The organism is Halorhodospira halochloris, from assembly GCF_002356555.2.
Taxonomy (GTDB): domain Bacteria; phylum Pseudomonadota; class Gammaproteobacteria; order Nitrococcales; family Halorhodospiraceae; genus Halorhodospira; species Halorhodospira halochloris.
The window spans coordinates 2,340,471-2,359,231 of the sequence record NZ_AP017372.2; the positions used below are offsets into that span (position 1 = coordinate 2,340,471).

Genomic DNA, 18,761 nt, shown 5'->3' on the forward strand with positions numbered 1-18,761 from the left:
TTTCTAAGCTGCCACGCAGGGAGCGCGCGCTAGCAAGCGCCAACTAGAAACCAAGGCTTGAGAGCAGATCGTCTACCTCATCTTGGCCGCTCACTACGCCCTCGTTATCGCCACCCGGAATCGACGGCCCTTCACCTTTCTGCATGCGCTCACTGGCCTCGCTCTGCTTGCGCTCAGAACGCTGCGGATCATCTACTATGCGCTGACCGGAAATCCTGACCAGCTGCACCAAGTTCCCTTCCACCTCTTCGACCAGGGCTATTACCCGACGGATTATCTGTCCGGTAAGATCCTGATAATCCTGAGCCATAAGGGCATCATTCAACTGCGATGTAACCTTGTGGCCGTTCTCTTGAAGGTGGGAGAGAAACTCATCTAGATCACGGCACAACTGCCGAAACTGCTCAACATCAAGATCTCGCTGGCGGAAAGCCTGCCAGCGCTCGGCCAGCCGCTCACCCTCTTCAGCCACCCACTGCACCAGCGGCGTTGTCTCCTCGATCATCGTCAGAGTTCGGTGAGCAGCCTGCTCGGTCATGGTTATAACGTAGTTGAGCCGCTCGCGAGCATCGGGTATCTCGGATTCAGTTATATCCGCAAGGCGCTCATCGTAGTGGAAGGCCTTGATCGCCTCATGCAATTCACGAGTCAAGGTGCCCAGCTCTCGGAAGAGCTCGGTTTCCCTCAGGTGCGTGAGATCATCAATTACACTCTGCGCCCCCTCTACGTCCCCAGCATCGACACACTCAAGCAACTGCTGAGCAGCAGAACGATAATCCTCCAGCGATGCATTCTCGGGAGTAGTGCTGTCTAAGGCCATACTGCTCAACCCCCACCCCCGGCATTGACTCGCTCGAAAATCTTATCGATCTTTTCGCGCAGCGTGGCCGCCGTGAAGGGCTTAACTACATAGCCGTTCACACCTGCCTGGGCAGCCTCCATGATCTGCTCACGCTTAGCTTCGGCAGTGACCATAAGAACCGGTAAGTCCTTCAGGTTAGGGTCAGCCCTGACGTTCTTGAGCAAGTCCAGACCGGTCATACCGGGCATATTCCAGTCGGTTATGAGGAATTCAATCCCGCCCTTCTGCAGTATGGGCAGCGCAGTGTTGCCATCATCGGCCTCAACTATGTTGTTGTAGCCGAGTTCGCGCAACAGGTTCCTGATTATTCGCCTCATCGTGGAAAAGTCGTCCACAACAAGGATTTTCATTTTCTTGTCCGCTGCCACATTGCCCCCCTATTCTGAGGCTAGTTCACGCCGTTCGTTGCTGGTTTTCTCGAGTCCAGTCAGCCAGACGGTTGCGCAATTTAAGCATGATGCGGCCGTGAATCTGGCTGACCCGTGACTCCGAGACCTCAAGTACTTCACCAATCTCGCGTAGATTCAGCTCTTCATCATAATATAAAGCCATCACCAAACGCTCGCGTTCCGGCAATTCGCGTATCGCCTCGGCCAACTCAGCTTGAAACGCATCATCCTGAAGTATGACCAACGGCCCAGGGTCGCTGCCTTGCGGCTCATGAACCTCGCCGGTGTTGGGGTCTTCCTGATCGATGCTGAACACGCGCGCTGTCGATACATCCTGCAGAATACTATGATATTCCGCAATGGAAATTCCCATTGCCTCGGCGACCTCATGGTCGCGAGCATCGCGTCCAGTTCTGTGTTCAATTTGCCTGACCGCCTCGGCAACATCACGCCCCTTGCGGTGCACAGAGCGCGGCGTCCAATCAAGCCGGCGGATCTCATCCAGCATGGCGCCTCGGATGCGTATCCCAGCATAGGTCTGGAAGCTTGCCCCTTGTGAGGAATCATACTGCCGCGCCGCCTCTAACAAGCCGATCATGCCTGCCTGAATGAGGTCCTCCAGCTGCACACTGGCTGGTAAACGACTAGCCAAGTGGTGAGCTATCCGTTTAACCAGAGAGGCATGACGGGTAACCAGGTCTTCGTCGCCCTGTGAGGCAACTGCCGTGTACATGGCGTGACCATTCATCCGGCCATCTCTCCATGGACGATGCTGTACTCAATCAGACGCTCAACAAAAAACTCCAGATCACTGGCCGCACCACTCGGTGCCGGCCAGCTACCAATACGCTTGGCTAATTCTCCGAAAGCTCGCGCTGAGGGACTGTTTGGATAAACCATAACCACCGGTTGTTGTTTCTGCACAGCACGCCTTAGGCGTTCATCTTCAGGGATAGAACCCAGAAAGTCGAGACGCAGGTTTAGGAAACGCTCTGTAGCAATCGCCAATTTATGGTACAGCATGTGCCCTTCACGCTGGCTCCTAACCCGATTTGCGACCATGTGAAAGCCTTCCACCCCATGGCGGTTGAGCACCTTTATAAGTGCATATGCATCGGTGATAGATGATGGCTCATCACATGCAACTATTATCAGCTCTCTGCAAGCCCTAACGAAGTTTACTACGCTCTCCGAAATGCCGGCTGCTGTATCAACTATAAGGACATCAACCGAATCTTCAATATCACTGAAACAGCGTATCAGACTGGCGTGCTCATCGGCACTAAGCTCTGCCATCCGCTGTGTTCCGGATGAAGCGGGGACTATTGTAAACCCTCCTGGCGCTTCCACAAGGATATCGCTCAGGGTCGATTCTCCGGCTATGACATGAGAGAGATTGCGCTGCGGCGAGAGGCCCAACTGAACATCAACATTCGCCAAACCGAGATCGGCGTCAAAGAGCATGACCTTGGAGCCCATCCGGCTTAAAGAAGCTGCCAGGTTGACCGAGACATTGGTCTTACCGACACCGCCCTTACCGCCCGTAACGGCGATGACTTTAACAGGCCGGGCAGCTCTCATGCGCCGTAAACCCGAAGCCTGATCCAATAAAGGCTCACTCAGGTGCATTAGCTCCTCCACCTAGGGACAGCGCCAGGGCGTCTTCATCAAGCTCTTGCTTGTGCTCATCAAGCAGGACACAGGCCCTGTGAACGAGTGTATCACCCCGTGCCGCCTGTATATCTTCCGGAACCCGCTGTCCCGTAGCCAGATAAGCCAGCGGCAACCGGGTTCGCAGGGCACATGTCAATGCCCCACCGAGTGTTGTCGCCTCATCAACCTTGGTCAGAATGCACCCAACCGGTGAGGCCCCGGTAAAAGCACTGACCGAATCCGTTAGTGTCGAGAGCTGGGTTGCCGCTGACAGCACCAGGTAGGTACGAACCAGGCCCTCTGCGCTGCCCAACGTCTTGAACTGCTCGGCCAAACGGACATCGCGCTGGCTCATGCCAACCGTGTCAATCAGAACCAGACCACGTCCGGCCAGGTCATCGACTACGTTGCGCAACTCATGCTTATTGGTAGCCGTGTACACCGGCACATCGAGGATCCGAGCATAGGTTAGCAACTGATCTTGCGCGCCCACGCGGTAGTTATCGGTACTGACCAAAGCAACCTTGTCGCGACCATGGCGCAGTGCGTAGCGCGCCGCAAGCTTAGCAACTGTGGTTGTCTTGCCCACCCCAGTAGGCCCTACCAAGGCCACAACACCACCGCGATTAACGATTTCATCACCAGCAATCGGCAGATGCCGGGCAACCAGGGCCAACGCTTTGCGGAAGGCGGAATTAGGATCCTCGTCGCTACCTATGTGATCAGCTAACCGCTTACTGATATCGGAACCCAGACCAAGATCCGCCAGACGCTTTATAACCCCCGCACGCGCCGGATGGCGACGCCCCATGCGCCCCCATTCGAGTAATGAAAGCTGACTCTCAAACAAGTCGCGCAGGGCACTTATCTCCTCACGCATTTGCCTTAACTCAGCCTCATGCGAACTGCCGCTGCGGCGATTTTGCGCAGCTGAGTCACGTCCACTGAAATAAGCCGACTCGGGCTGCTCAACCGAGGGCTTATGGCGCCTTGCAGAAGTAGAATGCTGATTACGCTCCTGCCGTCCCGACGGCGCATTGGGCTTGGCTCTTTGCTTGGCTTGAGGGGCTTGTGCACGCTGCTTTTCGCGCTCGCTGTGTTCACGGCTCAACGCAGCGAATAGCTCTGCGTCATCGTCATCATCCCCTACGCGCAGATTGAGCCTGCCGCTATCCGATCCGGCCAGATCATCGGCAGAAAAGCGCCGTGGCGCGGCAACTTTGCCAGTCTCTGCTTTGGCACCATCAGCTGCCGAACGCAAATCCGGAGCTGGCTGATGATGCTGTTGAGCAGCAACTGGCTCTTGCTGGCGGGAGAGCCCCACCTGGTTGTCCTGGGGCTGACTCCTGTCCGCCTCTCCTTGACCAAAAACATCGGGCAAGGCGTTATCGGCGACACCATCGGCGCGCAAGCGACGAAGGCGCGCCAATGCCGCCTGGCGGGCGCGCGAGGCATCGTCTACGCCCGAGTCACGACCCGTATCGGCGGCTTGGCTGGCGTCATTAGGCATAGCTGGGGTTGCCCCGTAGCTGCTATAACCGCCAGTTCTGGAGGCATGGGCTTGGTCGTCTGCAGCGGCTCTATCCGGCTCTCCCGGGCGCGGCCCCGGCGACCCTTCTAACGGCGGTATCTCGTTAGCCCGCGGATCTTGGGCACGCGCGGCGGCCTGAACAGCCTGCTCGTCGTAATCGATCGCCGAGATAACCTCCACTCCGCCGTCAATACTCCGCGATGAGAGCACAACCGCGTCGGGGCCATGCTGTTCTTTGACCTTGCGCAGTGCCTCACGGGTATTTGCGGCGAAGATTCGCTTAATTCGCATTATCTATCACCCCTGGTTGCCTGAGTCTTGTTGACCCTGGCCTACGGTGGCCACTATCCGCACCTGGCGATCATCAGGCACTTCATTATACGACAGGACATAAAGCCCCGGGGCTGTATTTTTTGTCAGCCGCCGCAACCAACTCCGCAACGAAGGCGAGGTCAGCAGTACAGCAGGCTGACCGGCGGACTCTTGGCGTTGCACCGCGTCGCTTAGCGACTGCTGCATACGTTCAGCAAGACCGGGCTCAAACCCCCCGCCATCGCCGGAACCCTGGATTGTATTAAGAAGCAGCTGCTCAAGCTGCGGCTCCAAGGTGATTACCGGCATCTCCCTTTCCATGCCCACAATGCTTTGTACAATCATCTGCGCCAACCCTTCCCGCACGGCTTGGGTCAGCTGCGCCGGGTCCTTACTCTTCTGGCCGTGCTCGGCAAGGGTCTCAACAATAGTGCGCATATCTCGGATTGGCACCGACTCTTCAAGTAGATTCTGCAATACCTTGACTAATACCGAAAGGGATATGGTGTTTGGCACCACCTCTTCGACCAGCTTTGGCTGACTCTGGCCGAGAATATCCAGCAACTTTTGCGCTTCCTCATGGCCGAATAGCTGATGAGCATTGCGCTGTACCACCTGCGAGAGATGCGTGGCGATTACGGTACTAGCGTCGACAACCGTATAACCCAGGGTTTGGGCATAATCATGCTGCGATGGGTCTATCCAAACAGCATCCAAATCGAAGGCTGGATCCTTGGTTGGTGTCCCCGGCAGTTCGCCATGCACTGAGCCTGGGTTAATTGCCATCTCCCGCCCCGGATTAACGTCGGCCTCGGCCATAGGTACCCCATGGATACTGACACGGTAAACATTTGGCCCAAGATCTAGATTATCGCGAATATGGACAGGCTGCACTAAAAAACCCAAATCTTGTGAAAGTTTTTTGCGTACACCCTTGATTCTTGTCAGTAATTGCCCCCCTTGCTGGCGATCTACCAGCGGAATCAGCCCATAACCGACCTCCAATCCTACCGGATCAACCGGCGGCACATCGTCCCAGGTCAGCTCCTTTTTCTCTGGATCAGTCTGCTCCCCCTGCTTTTTCTCAGCCTCTTTCTTATCTCTTTCCTGGTCCTGCGCCTCGGTGCGCCTGAAGGTGGCATACCAAGCCCCTAAACCGCACAACCCGGCAAAGAACAAGAACGGCACCGCCGGCAGCCCCGGGGCTAGGCCGAGTAGGCCAATTACCGTCGCCACCACCCATAGCACACGTGGGTTGCTAAACAGCTGACTGAGTACCTCGTCGGTCATCTGCCGGCTGTCAGAATCCCGGGTGACCAGTATCGCGGTCGCGCTCGATAAGACCAGGGAGGGGATCTGCGCCACTAGGCCATCACCGATGGTCAACAGGGTGTAATTGCGCGCCGCCTCATCAACCGGCATACCGTGCTGTGTCATGCCGATAATCAAGCCGCCGACGATATTTATCAGCAGAATCAGGATACCGGCAATGGCATCGCCCCGGACAAACTTGGCCGCACCATCCATGGAGCCGTAAAAATCAGCCTCTCGGGACACTTCCGAGCGGCGGGTACGAGCCTCCTCCTGGCTGATAAGGCCGGCGTTGAGATCGGCGTCTATAGCCATCTGTTTGCCGGGCAGGGCGTCGAGAGTAAATCGGGCGGTTACCTCAGAAATACGCCCGGCACCTTTGGTTACAACGACGAAGTTAATAATCACCAGGATGGCGAAGACCACAAAGCCAACTACGTAATTGGCACCGACAACAAACTCGCCGAACGATTGGATTACGTTCCCCGCAGCGTCGGTACCTGTATGCCCCTCAAGGAGAATTATCCGGGTAGAGGCTATGTTAAGGGCCAGGCGCAGAAGCGTTGCCACCAGCAATATGGTGGGGAAGACCGCAAATTCCAGCGGCCGCATTATATAGACGGTAACCAGCAATATTGATAGCGACAGGACAATGTTGAAGGTAAACAACATATCCAGCGCCAACGGCGGCAGAGGCACAACCATCATCGCCAACAGGGCGATGACCAACAGCGGTGTTCCTAATCCGCGTGAGCCGATGCTGCGAATTTGATCGGCGATCGCAGAACTCATCGATTATCGGTCTCCCCTCGACCGGCGCTGCGGCCATAGCCGGCATCGTCCGAATCAACATCAAACCCCTCCGGCACTTCGGGGTCCGGCCGCTCTGGGCGCTCCCATCCACGCCGTTGAGCCGCCTGAAACTGATAGACATAGGCCAGCACTTGAGCAACCGCCATATATAGCTCGGCAGGTATCTCCTGCTCCAGCTCAGTCGAGTAGTACAACGCCCTTGCCAATGGGGGGGACTGAAAAATCAGAATGCCATTCTCCTCAGCTATTGACCTGATCCTCGAGGCCACAAGGTCTGTACCCTTTGCTACAACCTTGGGGGCACGCATCTGCTGCTGATCATACTGCAGAGCAACAGCGAAGTGCGCCGGGTTAGTGATTACTACATCGGCATTGGGAACCTGCTCCATCATCCGTCGATTAGCCATTTCACGTTGCTGATCGCGGATGCGCTGTTTGACCTCGGGCTTACCCTCCGTCTGCTTATGCTCGTCTTTAACCTCCTGGCGAGTCATGCGGATCTTCTGGGTATGATCATAGATCTGATAAGGAATATCTATCGCCACCACCACCAGCATTGACAGAGCCAAGAGAAAGAAAAAGATGTAGAAGAGTCTAACACCTTCGGCCATGGCCGGCTCGAGTGGCTGGCGACTCATGGTGTGGAAGTTATCGAAAAAGAGATAGAAAAGACCTACCGCAGTGCCGCCAATAACCAGCACCTTGCCCAACGCCTTGCCCAGCTCAACAGCCGCTTTAGTGCCGAACATCCGCTGGAAGCCTTTTATCGGGCTGAGCTTCTCCGGTTTCGGTGCCATAGGGTGGAAGGAGAAGCTCCACCCCCCCAGAGCGGTCGGCGCGAGCAGCGCTGCAGCCAGCATGACGGCGATAAATGGGATCACAGTTATGAGGCCGTGCCCGATCGCCTCGTGGAGGCGCTGGATTACGATATCAGGGTCGAAGATATGGCTGCGGTCAAATGTGAATGACCACTCCAAGAGGCTAGTTAGACGGTTGCCCATCCAGCCGCCCAAAAAGAGCATAGCCAAAGCCGCTATTAGCAGGATGAGCATCGTAGTAAGCTCCCGCGAACGCGGCACCTGCCCCTTTTTGCGTGATTCTTCGCGCCGTTTCGGGGTAGGTTCTTCAGTTTTTTCCTGTCCGTCTTCGCTCTCCTGAGCCACCGCTCAGCCTCCTATCGGCGTAACCCCGAGCAACTCACCTATGGTTCGGTACGCCTCTGCCCACATCGCCTCCATACGCAATGGCAAGACCGGCAGGACCAGGATCGGCAGCAGCACCCCGCCAACCAGGATGGTCAGAGGCAGCCCGACTGAAAAGACGTTCATCTGCGGTGCTGCCCGGGTCATAACTCCCAGTGACAGGTTAATCACCAGCAGCACCGTAACCACCGGCAAGGCTATAAGAACCGCGCCAGCGTACATCTGCGTGCCCCACGCGGCTACCCCCCAGAACATGTCGCGGTCAAGCTGAAATTCACCAACAGGAATAACCGTAAAACTTTCCGCAAGCAACTGCACTATCATCAAGTGGCCGCCGATTGCCAAAAACATCAAGGTGGTTACGACCAACAGGATCTGCGAGATAACCGGCACTGACATGCCCGTCTGCGGATCAACCATAGTTGCAAAACCCAGCCCCATAGCCAGGGCAATACTCTCCCCGGCAACCACGACGGTATTCAGGGCCAGAGCCAAAACAAACCCTATAGTCAGGCCAATCACAACTTCCTGCAGGGCAATCAGGAGCCCGTCGATGGATAGAGGGTCTACCGGCGGCGGTTGCCCTACAGCTGGAAGTACCGCAATAGTGAGCGCTACGCCGAGGAATATGCGCACCTGGGTCGGCACCATGTTGTTGCCGAATACAGGAGCAGCAAGTGCGGCGGCCCCCACCCGCATCAATGGATAGACGAAGGCGCCCACCCAAGATGCTATTTCCGAGGTGGTGAACTCCATTTATGCAGACACCTCGGCCACCCGCGCGATCAGCTCAGTATTCCCGGAATGCCGCGGATTAGCCGTTCAGTAAAATCGGTTAGGATCCGGGTCATCCAGGGGGTTAGCAGGAACAGAACTACAGCCAAACCGGCCAACTTGGGAACAAAAGACAGGGTCTGCTCGTTGATCTGGGTAGCTGCCTGAAACATACCCACGATCAGACCGATGATCAGCGCCGACAACAAGATCGGCCCAGCCAAAAGCACGGCGACTGTAAGGGTTTGATTGCCCAACTGGATAGCCAGCTCAGGAGTCATATAGAACCTCTGCCAAGGCAAGCTGAAGACCCAAATTAAATAATTGCATCATTACGCATATTAGCGAGGCCAAACGCCCCTCATTATGCAATCAAACAAAGAAACTTGCTGCCAACGTCCCCATGATGAGAGACCAGCCATCAACTAGCACAAATAGCATTATTTTGAATGGTAACGAGATAATCATGGGGGATAACATCAGCATACCCATCGACATTAAGGTACTGGCAACCACCAAATCAATAACGAGAAACGGCAAGTAGAGTATGAAGCCGATAATAAATGCAGTCTTCAGCTCACTGGTCATGAATGCGGGGATAAGCACCGTCATCGGCACATCATCAGGTGTTTCGACCTCGCCATAATCGGCTATGCGCAGAAATAGCGCAATGTCGTCCTCCCGCGTCTGCTGAATCATAAAATCGCGCATCGGCTGACTTGCCGCCTGCAGAGCCTCTTCCGGACCTAGTTCTTCTTCGAGATAAGGCTGCAAAGCAACCTCATTGACCTCATCGAAGACCGGCATCATGACAAAGACTGTCAAGAACAGGGCCAAACCGATAAGCACCTGATTAGAGGGTGTTGAAGCTGTACCCATTGCTTGGCGGAGGATGGCCAGGACAACGATGATGCGGGTGAACGCGGTCATCATCAACACCATGGCCGGCAGCATGGTGAGCAGAGTCATGAGGACGAGGATCTGTACGCTCAGACTCCAGGTCTGCCCGTCCTCAGTATCTTGAATAGTCAAAGCCTCGAGTGCCGGCTGACCAAAGGCAGGCAACGGCAAACAGAATAGAGCCGCGGCAAGGAGTAGTATTAAGCCGTGCGCTTTGGACATTAACTCACTGCTGCTTTGATTGATGCTGCATCATGCTCCGCAACCGAGCCGCAAAGGGACCTGCCTGCGCAGCTCCCGGAGCAGTATCATCAACTACTGGCTTATCAAGCACTTGTAAAAAACGTACACTACCGGGCGCCACCCCCAGAAGGATCTGCTCCTCGCCTACCTTGACCAGAACCACCCGCTCTCTATTGCCGACAGGTAGCGAACCGAGCACTCGCATTTGCCCTGATGCTGTGCTGCTCAAACCGCTAAAACGCCTTAGCCCCCAGGCCAGTGCCACTATCAGAACGACTATTATTACAAGGACAACAATAACTCGCGCTATAGCCTCCGCCTCTACCCCTGGCACCCTGTCTTGATCTGCCCAGGCAAGGTGGCTATAGCAAAACAAGAGACAATAAACCGCCAGCGGTCTGGCTAGTTTAGCAGACTTGGCGGCAAACCTCTGCAGGGTTGAGTGGCATGAGCCGCGCTGGGGAACGATATCAATCATTAACGCAGCTTCTTGACACGCTCCGCCGGGCTTATTACGTCGGTTAGACGTATTCCAAAGCGCTCATTTACTACCACCACCTCACCATGCGCTATCAGGGTACCATTGACCATAACGTCAAGGGGCTCACCAGCAAGTCTGTCGAGCTCAACCACAGAGCCCTGGTTCAGCTGCAGCAGGTGGCGGATACTGATCTGTGTCCGGCCGATCTCCATAGACAGGGTAACCGGAATATCGAGGATTACATCAATATTACCTTCATCCTCACCCCCGCTGCCTGGCTCGGTTGCAGCCGGATCAAATTCATCAAGCTCGACCGTTTGTTGAGTGCCTTTGCTCTGCGGCTTAGCGCCTTGCTCGGAACCTCCGCCACTCGGCTGCGCTTGGTCTGCCTCAGCTTTACCCGCCTCGGTAGCTGATCCCTGATCAGTAGCTGGGGGCTCCGCCGGCTGTTCTTCTGAGCCTACAGCAGAGTCTCCCGCCTCGTCCTGTTGCTCCGCCAGGGCATCTGCCCAAGAATCCCCCAGGGACTCCTCATCTTTTTCATCACTCATCGTACTGCCACCTCATGCCGAAACGCCGCTAAACCGGATTTACCAGTCATCAGCGTCATAATCGCCGCCGGCTACGGTTTGCTGAGCCGTCATCCGGGTAATCTGCTGCTGCACCGACTCCTCAGTGTGCTCCTGCTCATGCTCCTGTTGCTGCTCGCCTTTGTTTTCAGACTTTTTGCGCCCCTCCTCACGCACCTGATCACGCTCCGGCAGGAGGGTCTCCCGCTCAGGGGCCTGAATCTTCTCGTCAATACGCACAGCTGCGTACCCTTCACAGACCCCGTAGGTGCCGTAGAAAATGGGTACCTCTTCAGCTTCAAGCACTACCTGATCCGGCATCTCTATAGGTATGACGTCCCCCGCCTTCAGGTACATTAAGTCGCGCAGAGTGATCTGACTCTTGGCTAGGGTGCTGTGCATCTCCACCTTGGCTGTCTTCATCTCTTCGCGCAGGGCGCGCGCCCAGCGATCATCGACATCGTTACGATCAGACTGGACACCTGCGTCAAGCACCTCACGAATCGGCTCAACCATCGTGTAGGGGAGAGTGACATGGATGTCACCGCCACCACCGTCAAGCTCGACGTGGAACTTGCTCACCACCACAACCTCGGTCGGGCTGACAATATTGGCGAACTGCGGATTGACCTCCATGTTGACGTACTCGAAGTCAACACCAAGGACTGGGTTCCAAGCCTCGCTCAAGTCATCGAAGGCCTGATCCAGGAGCAGGCGAATGACCCGCTGCTCAGTTGGGGTAAACTCGCGCCCCTCTACCTTAAGATAAAAATGGCCGCCGCCGCCGAAGAAGTTATCCACCACCAAGAATACGAGTTTGGGATCGATAACAAACAGCCCCGTCCCGCGCAGAGGGGGGACGCGGATTATATTCAGGCTAGTAGGCACAAAGAGCGTGTGAACGTACTCGCCGAATTTCATCATCTCGACGCCGGTTACGGAGACTTCCGGCGTCCGCCGCAACATATTAAACAGCCCGATCCTGAACAGCCGCCCAAAACGCTCGTTGACCATCTCCAGGGTCGGCATCCGGCCCCGGACGATGCGCTCCTCGGCAGTAAAGGTATACGGGCGTAGCTCTGACTGATCCTCTTCTTCATCGGTATCAACGTCCCCGTCATCTATACCGTGTAACAGGGCGTCGATCTCGTCTTGGCTGAGGATATCCTGCTGCGCCATAGCTTCCGCCTGAGTTTAGTGCTACTGCATAACAAAACTAGTGAAGTAGACCGCCTCTACCTCACCCTGGGCACCGCGCTCCTCAAGGATACCATTGATCTCCTCAAGCGATTTGCGCCTTAATTCCTCGCGTCCAGCGCGTGTATTCAGCTCCTGAAAGCTCTGATCGGCAAACAGCATCAGCAGATTATTGCGAACTACAGGCATATGCCGCTCTACCGCTTCCAGAGCCTCTTCACTGCGCGCCATCAGTTCTACCTCGGCCTGCAGATAACTGATGCGTTGACCGCGCTCGAAATTGACCGTCAAGGGGGGCTCTAACTTAAGGTAGATCGGATCTCCCAGATCCGGCTCGCCGTTCTCCTCAATTCCGGCCGGAGTTATGTAGCCTAGCGCCATAGCCCCGACCAGCCCCATAGTCCCTGCCAGGAGCAGAGTTATCGCAAACATAAAAATGTAGATGATCTTCGGCACCGCCGAACCTCCTTACCCGTGGCCGCCAGGGGTAGGCAATCGCCTTTCTGGGTATTGTACAGCCTGACGATATTCTAACGCACTTAGCCTGTCCAGCGGTCACTTGACATTTGCACTCACCTGCAATTTAATTGCGATAGTCGTTCTCGTAGTCTTCTCAGACCCCACATAATAGGTGTCGGCACCGGGTGGCAAAGCTTAACTGCATAGGTGCATTTTAACTCGACACAGGGGACGAGGAAGAAACTCCTAAAAGCCCGCAATTAGGGAGCCCTAACCAATGACAGAGAGTTCAGCCCAAACCATAGCTAAATGGTTATTGTTATTACTAACATTTGCTTTAGCCTCGCCCGCAGCATTAGGCCAGATGCCGCAGGGTAGTGGCCCGGCAATGGATCAACCCCATACTACCCCCGAAGCACAGGCACGCACTCCTGGAGCGCCCTCCTCGACCGAAATGATTGGCGCCGGAACTCTGATGAACCCGTCGATATCGGTCATCATGGACGGTGTCTACGCTAACGAGTTCTCCGGCCATGTCGGCGACCCCGGGGGCTTTGATATGGGGCACAGCCACGATCACGGTCACGGTCATGACCACGGGCTTGAAGATGGCTTTCAGCTGCGGGAGACCGAATTCGCCTTTGAGGCCACGGTGGACCCCTACTTTGACGCATTCGCCATGCTGGTGATTGAGGACACCGACCACGTCGATCTTGAAGAGGCCTACTTCACCACCCGTTCTCTGCCTTGGGGGCTGCAGATCAAGGGCGGACGTTTTCTCTCCGATGTCGGCTATATTAACGCCTTCCACCCCCACGACTGGGACTTTGTCGATCGGCCTTTAGCCAATGAACATATTTTCGGTGACCACGGCCTGCAGGAGATCGGACTACAGCTCAATTGGGTGGCCCCTACTACCAGCTATCTTAAGTTGGGGCTTGAAAGCCTGCAGGGCGAAGGTGGCAGCTTTGCGCGCCATGAGGGCGATTATGCTGATTCTGCCGGCCCCCGCGTGACAACAGCATTCGCCAAATGGGGTCCGGACCTGGGCTTCGATCACGCCGCGCAGTTTGGTGCCTCATTCGGCTATAATCGCGCTTGGCACGACGAAGTGGAGCACTCAACCGATAGCGAGATATGGGACGGTGATGCCTGGTTTGCCGGACTCGATGCGGTCTACAAATACACCCCGCCGCGCAGCTACCAGGGAGAAGGTCAACTGACCATACAAGGTGAGTGGTTCTACAGGCATATTGACACAGACTATCTCGTCTTTAGCCACTCTGAGGATAATAATAGTGAGGATAATAATAGTGATTATCCCTTTGGCGATGGTCTCGCAAATGCCGAGATCGATGAGTCGTCATCTTGGAAACAGGACGGCATGTACCTGCAAGCCGTCTACGGTATCGCACCGCGCTGGCGGGCAGGCGTCAGGGCCGAGGCGCTGGGCTTATTGGAGAACCGAGCTCATGTCGTCCATAGATCAGACCATGCAGATCACGACAATTTATACGATGATCTCGATACCTCCTACCGCTACTCGGCCTCGGTGACCCACTACCCGACCGAGTTCTCCTACATCCGCGGGCAGGTCAATTACTCCGATTTTGCATCTGATGACCCCAACGGCTCGAGTGAAGACTCCTGGCAATTCCTTGTGCAATACAACTTGAGCCTCGGCGTCCACGGAGCGCACCCGTTCTAAGCGCAGCAGCAGATCAACAGCGAACAGGAGCCAAACATGTCAAGCAGAACAACCCGCAAAGGCCGACTAATAGCCGCTCTGGTGGCAACAGCAACCGCCCTCCTCGGCCTTACCGCAACCAACGCCGCGGCGGATACCATCAAGGTTGCTGCCTCCACCACTAATATGGGCATGCTGGTTCGCGAAATCGGCGGTGAGCATGTCGAAACAACCACCATGGCACCACCCGATCGCGACGCCCACTACCTCGAAGCACGCCCCTCAATGATGGCCGCAATGCGCGGTGCCGATCTGCTCGTCGCCGTCGGTGCCGAGCTGGAAGAGGGCTGGGTGCCGGCAGCCCTGCGCGGAGCCAACAATCCCGACATCATGCCCGGGCGCACCGGCTACTTCGAGGCCGCCGCCCAGGTCGAACTGATCGGTCAGACCGGCCACGCCGACCGCGGCAGAGGTGATGTCCACCCCGCCGGCAACCCCCACGTCTATCTTGATCCGGTCCGCATGGCTGAAGTCGGCCACGCCCTCGCGCATCGCCTAAGCGAGTTGCGGTCGGCCCACAGCGACACCTTCCATAGCAACGCAGAGGCCTTTGAAAAAAGGGTCAAGGAGCGCATGCCCGAGTGGGAGGAGAAGGCCGCCCAATCCTCCGGGGTCGTGCTCTTTCACGAAAACATCGACTACCTCATGGATCGGTTAGACATCCAAATCCACGGCTTTATTGAACCGCTACCCGGCATCCCCCCCACTGCTCGCCACCTCCGCCAGCTGGTAAGAGACCTTGAGGGCAAAGAGGGGGTTACCATCTTCGCCGACTTCGAACCCAGCCGGGGCGCCGAATTCATCAAGGATCAGCTAGGCTGGGAGTACTACTCGCTGCCCACCCACGTCCCGGTCGGCGGTGATGCCGAGGATTACTTCGAGGTCATCGATGCCTTGGTAGAGGCAGCAGCCTCTTCTTAATCTCAGCCTTCAGGCAGGGGAAAGGAGCTATATAGGGGCCAGCAACAAACTGGCCCCTATATTTACCGCCCCGAGCCTAAATTACGCCCGGGTCACCTCCTCTTGATCTTGATTTACTTGACTGCAAACGAGAATGGTTGTCACTCCATTCAAGGTTTGATAACGTTAGCCGCCAAGACATTGGCGTGGCTCGCCAGATCCCTGGCAACGCCCGAGATGCTGTCAGTTCAGCAAATACCAGAAGGTGCATAGCCGTGACCTCTTCCAATCCCTTCAACAAGCAACCTCTACTGAAGATAAAAGAATTACGGGCTGGATATAGCCAGCCAGTGGTTGGCCCTCTGACCGCCAACATAAACCCGGGTGAAGTAGTAGGATTCACTGGTCCGAACGGTTCCGGCAAAAGCACAATCATGCGGGTGCTGACCGGACAGGCAAGGGCCTTTAGCGGCCAGATTGCCCCAGCTCCGGGAATCAACATCGCCTGCCAAGCACAGAGCCCTTATCAGGGCGGTGAGCTGCCCCTGCGCGGCAAAGAGCTGCTGGCGCTTATGGGAGCCGAACCGGAAGTGCTGCCCCAGCCCCTGCACCATCTGCTCAACAGGCGCGTCGATAGGCTCAGCGGTGGCCAACGGCAAAGCTTGATCGTTTGGTCTGTTATCGGCCATAGCGGTGAACTGATCCTGCTTGATGAACCTACCAACAACTTAGACTCCCAGGGCCGCGAGCTGCTCATAGAGGGATTGAACAACTTGTCAGAACACCGCGGAGCCTTGGTCATCAGCCATGATCATGAATTTGTCCGGCAGGTCTGCTGCTGTTCTATACCAATATCCCCCTCAGGCATACCTAGCTCAGCTCAGGAAACAAGGCAAGCTGCTTAATGGATCTGCTCTTCGACCCCCTATTTAGACTGCCCTTCTTTGCCGGCCTGACAGCCTCGGTAGTTGTCGCCATTATCGGTCTCTATCTAAGGCTGCGTGCCGAATGGCTCGCCGCTTTAGGGTTCGCCCATCTCGCCGGGGCAGGCGGGGTGGCTGGGGTACTACTCGGCGCGCCAGCGCTGGCAGCAGCGCTAGCTGCCAGCGCTTTAGCGGTGTTAATCAAGGGTCTATTAAGACGCAGCGGCAATGACGTGTACGCCTGGCTAATACTATTTGGCTGGGCGGCGATGTTAATCGGCGCCAGTCTCACCCACCATGCCAAGATACTAGGTGACGCCCTCGTCGATGGCCAACTCTATTTCGCCTCTACCGCTGAACTCTGGTCAACCCTGAGCATAGCGGCCGCGGCTACCATAATCCTGCCACTCATATCGCGCCGGCTGCTGCGCAACGAACTCTTCCCCGGCCACGACCAAGCCAACGCCAAGTCGCTGTGGCCGGTTACCGTCGGCTTCGACCTGCTCGCCGCTGCCGCGATCGCCGTCACCGCCCTGGTCATGGGAGTAATGGCCGCGTTTGCGATGGTGTTTATCCCCCCCTGGATTGCCTTTGCCTTGTCCGGCGGGTGGAGGCTTGCGGTTCTTTGGTCTGCCCTACTCGCTGCAGCTCTCTACACCGCGGCCTATGTTACCGCAATGCTCGCTGACATGCCGTTCGCGCCAGTTCTCGTAGCCTTGGCTGTAGCGATTGCGCCACTGCGTTTCCTGGCCTCTTTGAAGCCTACAAACAGGGAGGCGGCTTGATTCTAAGCCGCCTCACCTGCTCCTAAAGGGGAGTTGGAGCAATACACTTCCTAACGCTCGCTACTCACGACAACTCACGCTTATAACAAAGGGCTCAGGCAAAGTGATCGACCAGCCCTAAGCCTCTAGCAGAGCCCTCCTGTGCCGGGGTTTCGCCATCATCCCCCTCACCAACAGAATCGACACCAACCTCCGAGGCATCGGCCAAGAGCTCAGCTTCATCCTGCTGACCCTCTTCTCCACCAGAGGAGATGTTTACCTCCACTTCCTCATTGCCTTGTTCGGCTAGCATCTGCCTAAGACGCTGCATATCTTCCTGGAGCGCTTCGCGGGTTGCAGCATTATGGGCAATTATATTGACTGTGGTGCGCTCCTCACCGACCGTTACCTTGACGTCCAAGGGCCCCATACCAGGTGGATTGAGCTGCAACCGCGCCTCTTTTACCCCTTCCTTGACCATCCAGTCTATGCGCTCGCCGACCGCTGGGGTAAAGCCATTCTGTCCCACCTGCTGCGGGACATTAAGCTGAACTCCACCGCTCGAGCGCGCACTTGCCTCCAGGCCTTGAGCTGCGGCAAACATGCTGCCGAAATCAGCGCGCCCCATGCTTGCCTCTTCACCACGCCGCGAGCCCCCTTCCGCGGCCTGTAGCAACGCCTCCATACTCGCCTGACGCTCACCGCCGGATGACGAACCTCCGCTGTTGGCATTCTGCCCGGCAGGATCATCTCCGCTAGCTGCTGCCGAAGCACTCAGCGCCCCGCCTGCCCTTAACTCGCGGACAATCTGCTCCCCCTGGGAGTTTTGAGCGATGCTGCGCTCCCCGAAGCGCTCTGCGCCCTCACCACCGAAACCAATGCCGCCCATCGAACTGAATCCGGTTCCACCCGAGCTCATTGGATCGGCTTGCCAGCGCCCAGATATCTCTTTGAGCCTATCGGCATCGCTGACTATCTCGACTTCCAGGTGCTCTAGCTTGCCTGCTTCTTTCAGCTCGGCAACCCTCTCTTCTAGCGCTGCCCACAGGTCCTCGCCATCAAGCCCCTGTTCTTTGAGCTCTGCCAGCTCCTGTAGGAGCTCCTCACGCTCAGCCTTCAGTGCCTGCAGCTGCTCGGCATGATCTCCCTTACCGCTGAGGACCAAGCCCCGACCTAGGCCCTCGGCGCCTTCTTTTAGTAGTAGGGTATCGGCAGAGAAGGTTTTGCCTTCGCCATCACCCTCAGCCGACTTAGTTTCAGTGAATATTTCCCAGCCATGCTGCTGCAGCAGCTTGAGCTTACCTATCTGGTCAGTGTCAAAAGAATCGCTGCCGCCCAGCTGACTAACCAGCTGACTAAACAGATCTTTCAGTTCTCCCTGAACCTTGTTGCCGTCATGCGGCAACCCTTTGCCGGTTTTGGCATGATCTATCAGTGCCGCAAACTGCTCTTTAGACACCCCCATATCCTTTAAAGCAGAGCCATCAAACAACGCATCCGCGAACAGCTTCCCCTCTGCGTCCCCCTGTTTGGCAGGCTTGGCGCCTTTTTTGCCGAGCATATCCAGATCCAGAGCAGCAAGTTCCATTGGCATCATTAACGGGGGTCTCCTTGTGTCCTTGTTAATCCGTAATTCATTAATGCAATATTCGCGCCATCAAATCTCCAGGGATGGATTCACGGCGTCCTCCACACCGGGGTAGTTGAGTGGCTCCGGGGGAGTTTTTGGAG

Annotated in this window: 18 protein-coding genes and 1 pseudogene; 4 read left to right on the forward strand and 15 right to left on the reverse strand. The window is 56.3% G+C overall.

What is annotated here, in order from left to right; genetic code table 11:
- Positions 1-43: 43 nt before the first annotated feature.
- The 14 genes and pseudogenes from HH1059_RS10590 to HH1059_RS10655 form a co-directional block, all read right to left on the reverse strand.
- Positions 44-820, reverse strand: coding sequence for a protein phosphatase CheZ (locus tag HH1059_RS10590; protein WP_096410124.1), 777 nt, complete (start codon positions 818-820; stop codon positions 44-46).
- A 5-nt stretch (positions 821-825) separates the two neighbouring features.
- A complete protein-coding gene (cheY, locus tag HH1059_RS10595) occupies positions 826-1,212 on the reverse strand; it encodes a chemotaxis response regulator CheY (protein WP_096410415.1) in 387 nt (128 codons plus the stop codon).
- A 43-nt stretch (positions 1,213-1,255) separates the two neighbouring features.
- The gene (locus HH1059_RS10600) at positions 1,256-1,999 is read right to left on the reverse strand and encodes an RNA polymerase sigma factor FliA (protein WP_096410125.1); all 744 of its coding nucleotides are present in this window, start codon (positions 1,997-1,999) and stop codon (positions 1,256-1,258) included.
- Complete coding sequence (locus HH1059_RS10605; RefSeq protein ID WP_231901943.1) at positions 1,996-2,880, reverse strand: MinD/ParA family protein; 885 nt, start codon at positions 2,878-2,880, stop codon at positions 1,996-1,998. The genes HH1059_RS10600 and HH1059_RS10605 overlap by 4 nt, the downstream gene beginning before the upstream one ends.
- A complete protein-coding gene (gene flhF, locus HH1059_RS13630) occupies positions 2,867-4,726 on the reverse strand; it encodes a flagellar biosynthesis GTPase FlhF (protein WP_096410126.1) in 1,860 nt (619 codons plus the stop codon). The genes HH1059_RS10605 and flhF overlap by 14 nt, the downstream gene beginning before the upstream one ends.
- Positions 4,727-4,732: 6 nt before the next feature.
- Positions 4,733-6,850 carry a flagellar biosynthesis protein FlhA gene (gene flhA / locus HH1059_RS10615; protein ID WP_096410127.1) on the reverse strand — a complete coding sequence of 706 codons (2,118 nt, stop codon included), beginning with the start codon at positions 6,848-6,850 and terminating at the stop codon, positions 4,733-4,735.
- Entirely contained in the window at positions 6,847-8,034 is a 1,188-nt protein-coding gene (flhB, locus tag HH1059_RS10620; RefSeq protein WP_096410128.1) for a flagellar biosynthesis protein FlhB, read from the reverse strand. Before flhB ends, flhA begins: the two co-directional genes overlap by 4 nt.
- A 3-nt stretch (positions 8,035-8,037) precedes the next feature.
- Complete coding sequence (gene fliR / locus HH1059_RS10625; protein WP_096410129.1) at positions 8,038-8,829, reverse strand: flagellar biosynthetic protein FliR; 792 nt, start codon at positions 8,827-8,829, stop codon at positions 8,038-8,040.
- A gap of 29 nt (positions 8,830-8,858) precedes the next feature.
- A complete protein-coding gene (gene fliQ / locus HH1059_RS10630) occupies positions 8,859-9,128 on the reverse strand; it encodes a flagellar biosynthesis protein FliQ (protein WP_096410130.1) in 270 nt (89 codons plus the stop codon).
- A gap of 91 nt (positions 9,129-9,219) precedes the next feature.
- Complete coding sequence (gene fliP / locus HH1059_RS10635) at positions 9,220-9,969, reverse strand: flagellar type III secretion system pore protein FliP (protein WP_096410131.1); 750 nt, start codon at positions 9,967-9,969, stop codon at positions 9,220-9,222.
- A gap of 4 nt (positions 9,970-9,973) precedes the next feature.
- Positions 9,974-10,468 carry a flagellar biosynthetic protein FliO gene (gene fliO, locus HH1059_RS10640; protein WP_096410132.1) on the reverse strand — a complete coding sequence of 165 codons (495 nt, stop codon included), beginning with the start codon at positions 10,466-10,468 and terminating at the stop codon, positions 9,974-9,976.
- Positions 10,468-11,022 carry a flagellar motor switch protein FliN gene (gene fliN / locus HH1059_RS10645; protein ID WP_096410133.1) on the reverse strand — a complete coding sequence of 185 codons (555 nt, stop codon included), beginning with the start codon at positions 11,020-11,022 and terminating at the stop codon, positions 10,468-10,470. Before fliN ends, fliO begins: the two co-directional genes overlap by 1 nt.
- 234 nt (positions 11,023-11,256) lie before the next feature.
- Positions 11,257-12,219, reverse strand: a pseudogene (gene fliM, locus HH1059_RS10650) (flagellar motor switch protein FliM); the annotation flags it as partial.
- A gap of 21 nt (positions 12,220-12,240) precedes the next feature.
- Positions 12,241-12,693 (reverse strand): flagellar basal body-associated FliL family protein, encoded by a 453-nt coding sequence (locus tag HH1059_RS10655; RefSeq protein ID WP_096410135.1) that lies wholly within the window; start codon positions 12,691-12,693, stop codon positions 12,241-12,243.
- Positions 12,694-12,973: 280 nt separating this feature from the next.
- Between HH1059_RS10655 and HH1059_RS10660 the strand changes: the two genes are divergently transcribed.
- From HH1059_RS10660 to HH1059_RS10675, 4 genes are all read left to right on the forward strand, one after another.
- Positions 12,974-14,404 (forward strand): zinc-regulated TonB-dependent outer membrane receptor, encoded by a 1,431-nt coding sequence (locus tag HH1059_RS10660; protein WP_231901944.1) that lies wholly within the window; start codon positions 12,974-12,976, stop codon positions 14,402-14,404.
- A gap of 36 nt (positions 14,405-14,440) precedes the next feature.
- A complete protein-coding gene (locus HH1059_RS10665; RefSeq protein ID WP_096410136.1) occupies positions 14,441-15,364 on the forward strand; it encodes a metal ABC transporter substrate-binding protein in 924 nt (307 codons plus the stop codon).
- 254 nt (positions 15,365-15,618) lie between these two features.
- Positions 15,619-16,248, forward strand: coding sequence for an ATP-binding cassette domain-containing protein (locus HH1059_RS10670; RefSeq protein ID WP_231901945.1), 630 nt, complete (start codon positions 15,619-15,621; stop codon positions 16,246-16,248).
- The gene (locus HH1059_RS10675; protein ID WP_096410137.1) at positions 16,248-17,051 is read left to right on the forward strand and encodes a metal ABC transporter permease; all 804 of its coding nucleotides are present in this window, start codon (positions 16,248-16,250) and stop codon (positions 17,049-17,051) included. The genes HH1059_RS10670 and HH1059_RS10675 overlap by 1 nt, the downstream gene beginning before the upstream one ends.
- A 94-nt stretch (positions 17,052-17,145) precedes the next feature.
- Here HH1059_RS10675 and HH1059_RS10680 read toward each other — a convergent pair whose 3' ends face one another.
- Complete coding sequence (locus HH1059_RS10680; protein WP_096410138.1) at positions 17,146-18,627, reverse strand: flagellar hook-length control protein FliK; 1,482 nt, start codon at positions 18,625-18,627, stop codon at positions 17,146-17,148.
- Positions 18,628-18,761: the final 134 nt, after the last annotated feature.

Coding starts and splice junctions, on each gene's coding strand:
- flhA (WP_096410127.1), bottom strand. CDS start 6,850: ATGAGTTCTGCGATCGCCGATCAAATTCGCAGCATCGGCTCACGCGGA.
- flhF (WP_096410126.1), bottom strand. CDS start 4,726: ATGCGAATTAAGCGAATCTTCGCCGCAAATACCCGTGAGGCACTGCGC.
- HH1059_RS10660 (WP_231901944.1), top strand. CDS start 12,974: ATGACAGAGAGTTCAGCCCAAACCATAGCTAAATGGTTATTGTTATTA.
- HH1059_RS10590 (WP_096410124.1), bottom strand. CDS start 820: ATGGCCTTAGACAGCACTACTCCCGAGAATGCATCGCTGGAGGATTAT.
- HH1059_RS10665 (WP_096410136.1), top strand. CDS start 14,441: ATGTCAAGCAGAACAACCCGCAAAGGCCGACTAATAGCCGCTCTGGTG.
- fliQ (WP_096410130.1), bottom strand. CDS start 9,128: ATGACTCCTGAGCTGGCTATCCAGTTGGGCAATCAAACCCTTACAGTC.
- HH1059_RS10605 (WP_231901943.1), bottom strand. CDS start 2,880: ATGCACCTGAGTGAGCCTTTATTGGATCAGGCTTCGGGTTTACGGCGC.
- fliO (WP_096410132.1), bottom strand. CDS start 10,468: ATGATTGATATCGTTCCCCAGCGCGGCTCATGCCACTCAACCCTGCAG.
- cheY (WP_096410415.1), bottom strand. CDS start 1,212: ATGAAAATCCTTGTTGTGGACGACTTTTCCACGATGAGGCGAATAATC.
- HH1059_RS10675 (WP_096410137.1), top strand. CDS start 16,248: ATGGATCTGCTCTTCGACCCCCTATTTAGACTGCCCTTCTTTGCCGGC.
- fliP (WP_096410131.1), bottom strand. CDS start 9,969: ATGTCCAAAGCGCACGGCTTAATACTACTCCTTGCCGCGGCTCTATTC.
- HH1059_RS10600 (WP_096410125.1), bottom strand. CDS start 1,999: ATGAATGGTCACGCCATGTACACGGCAGTTGCCTCACAGGGCGACGAA.
- fliR (WP_096410129.1), bottom strand. CDS start 8,829: ATGGAGTTCACCACCTCGGAAATAGCATCTTGGGTGGGCGCCTTCGTC.
- HH1059_RS10680 (WP_096410138.1), bottom strand. CDS start 18,627: ATGATGCCAATGGAACTTGCTGCTCTGGATCTGGATATGCTCGGCAAA.
- fliN (WP_096410133.1), bottom strand. CDS start 11,022: ATGAGTGATGAAAAAGATGAGGAGTCCCTGGGGGATTCTTGGGCAGAT.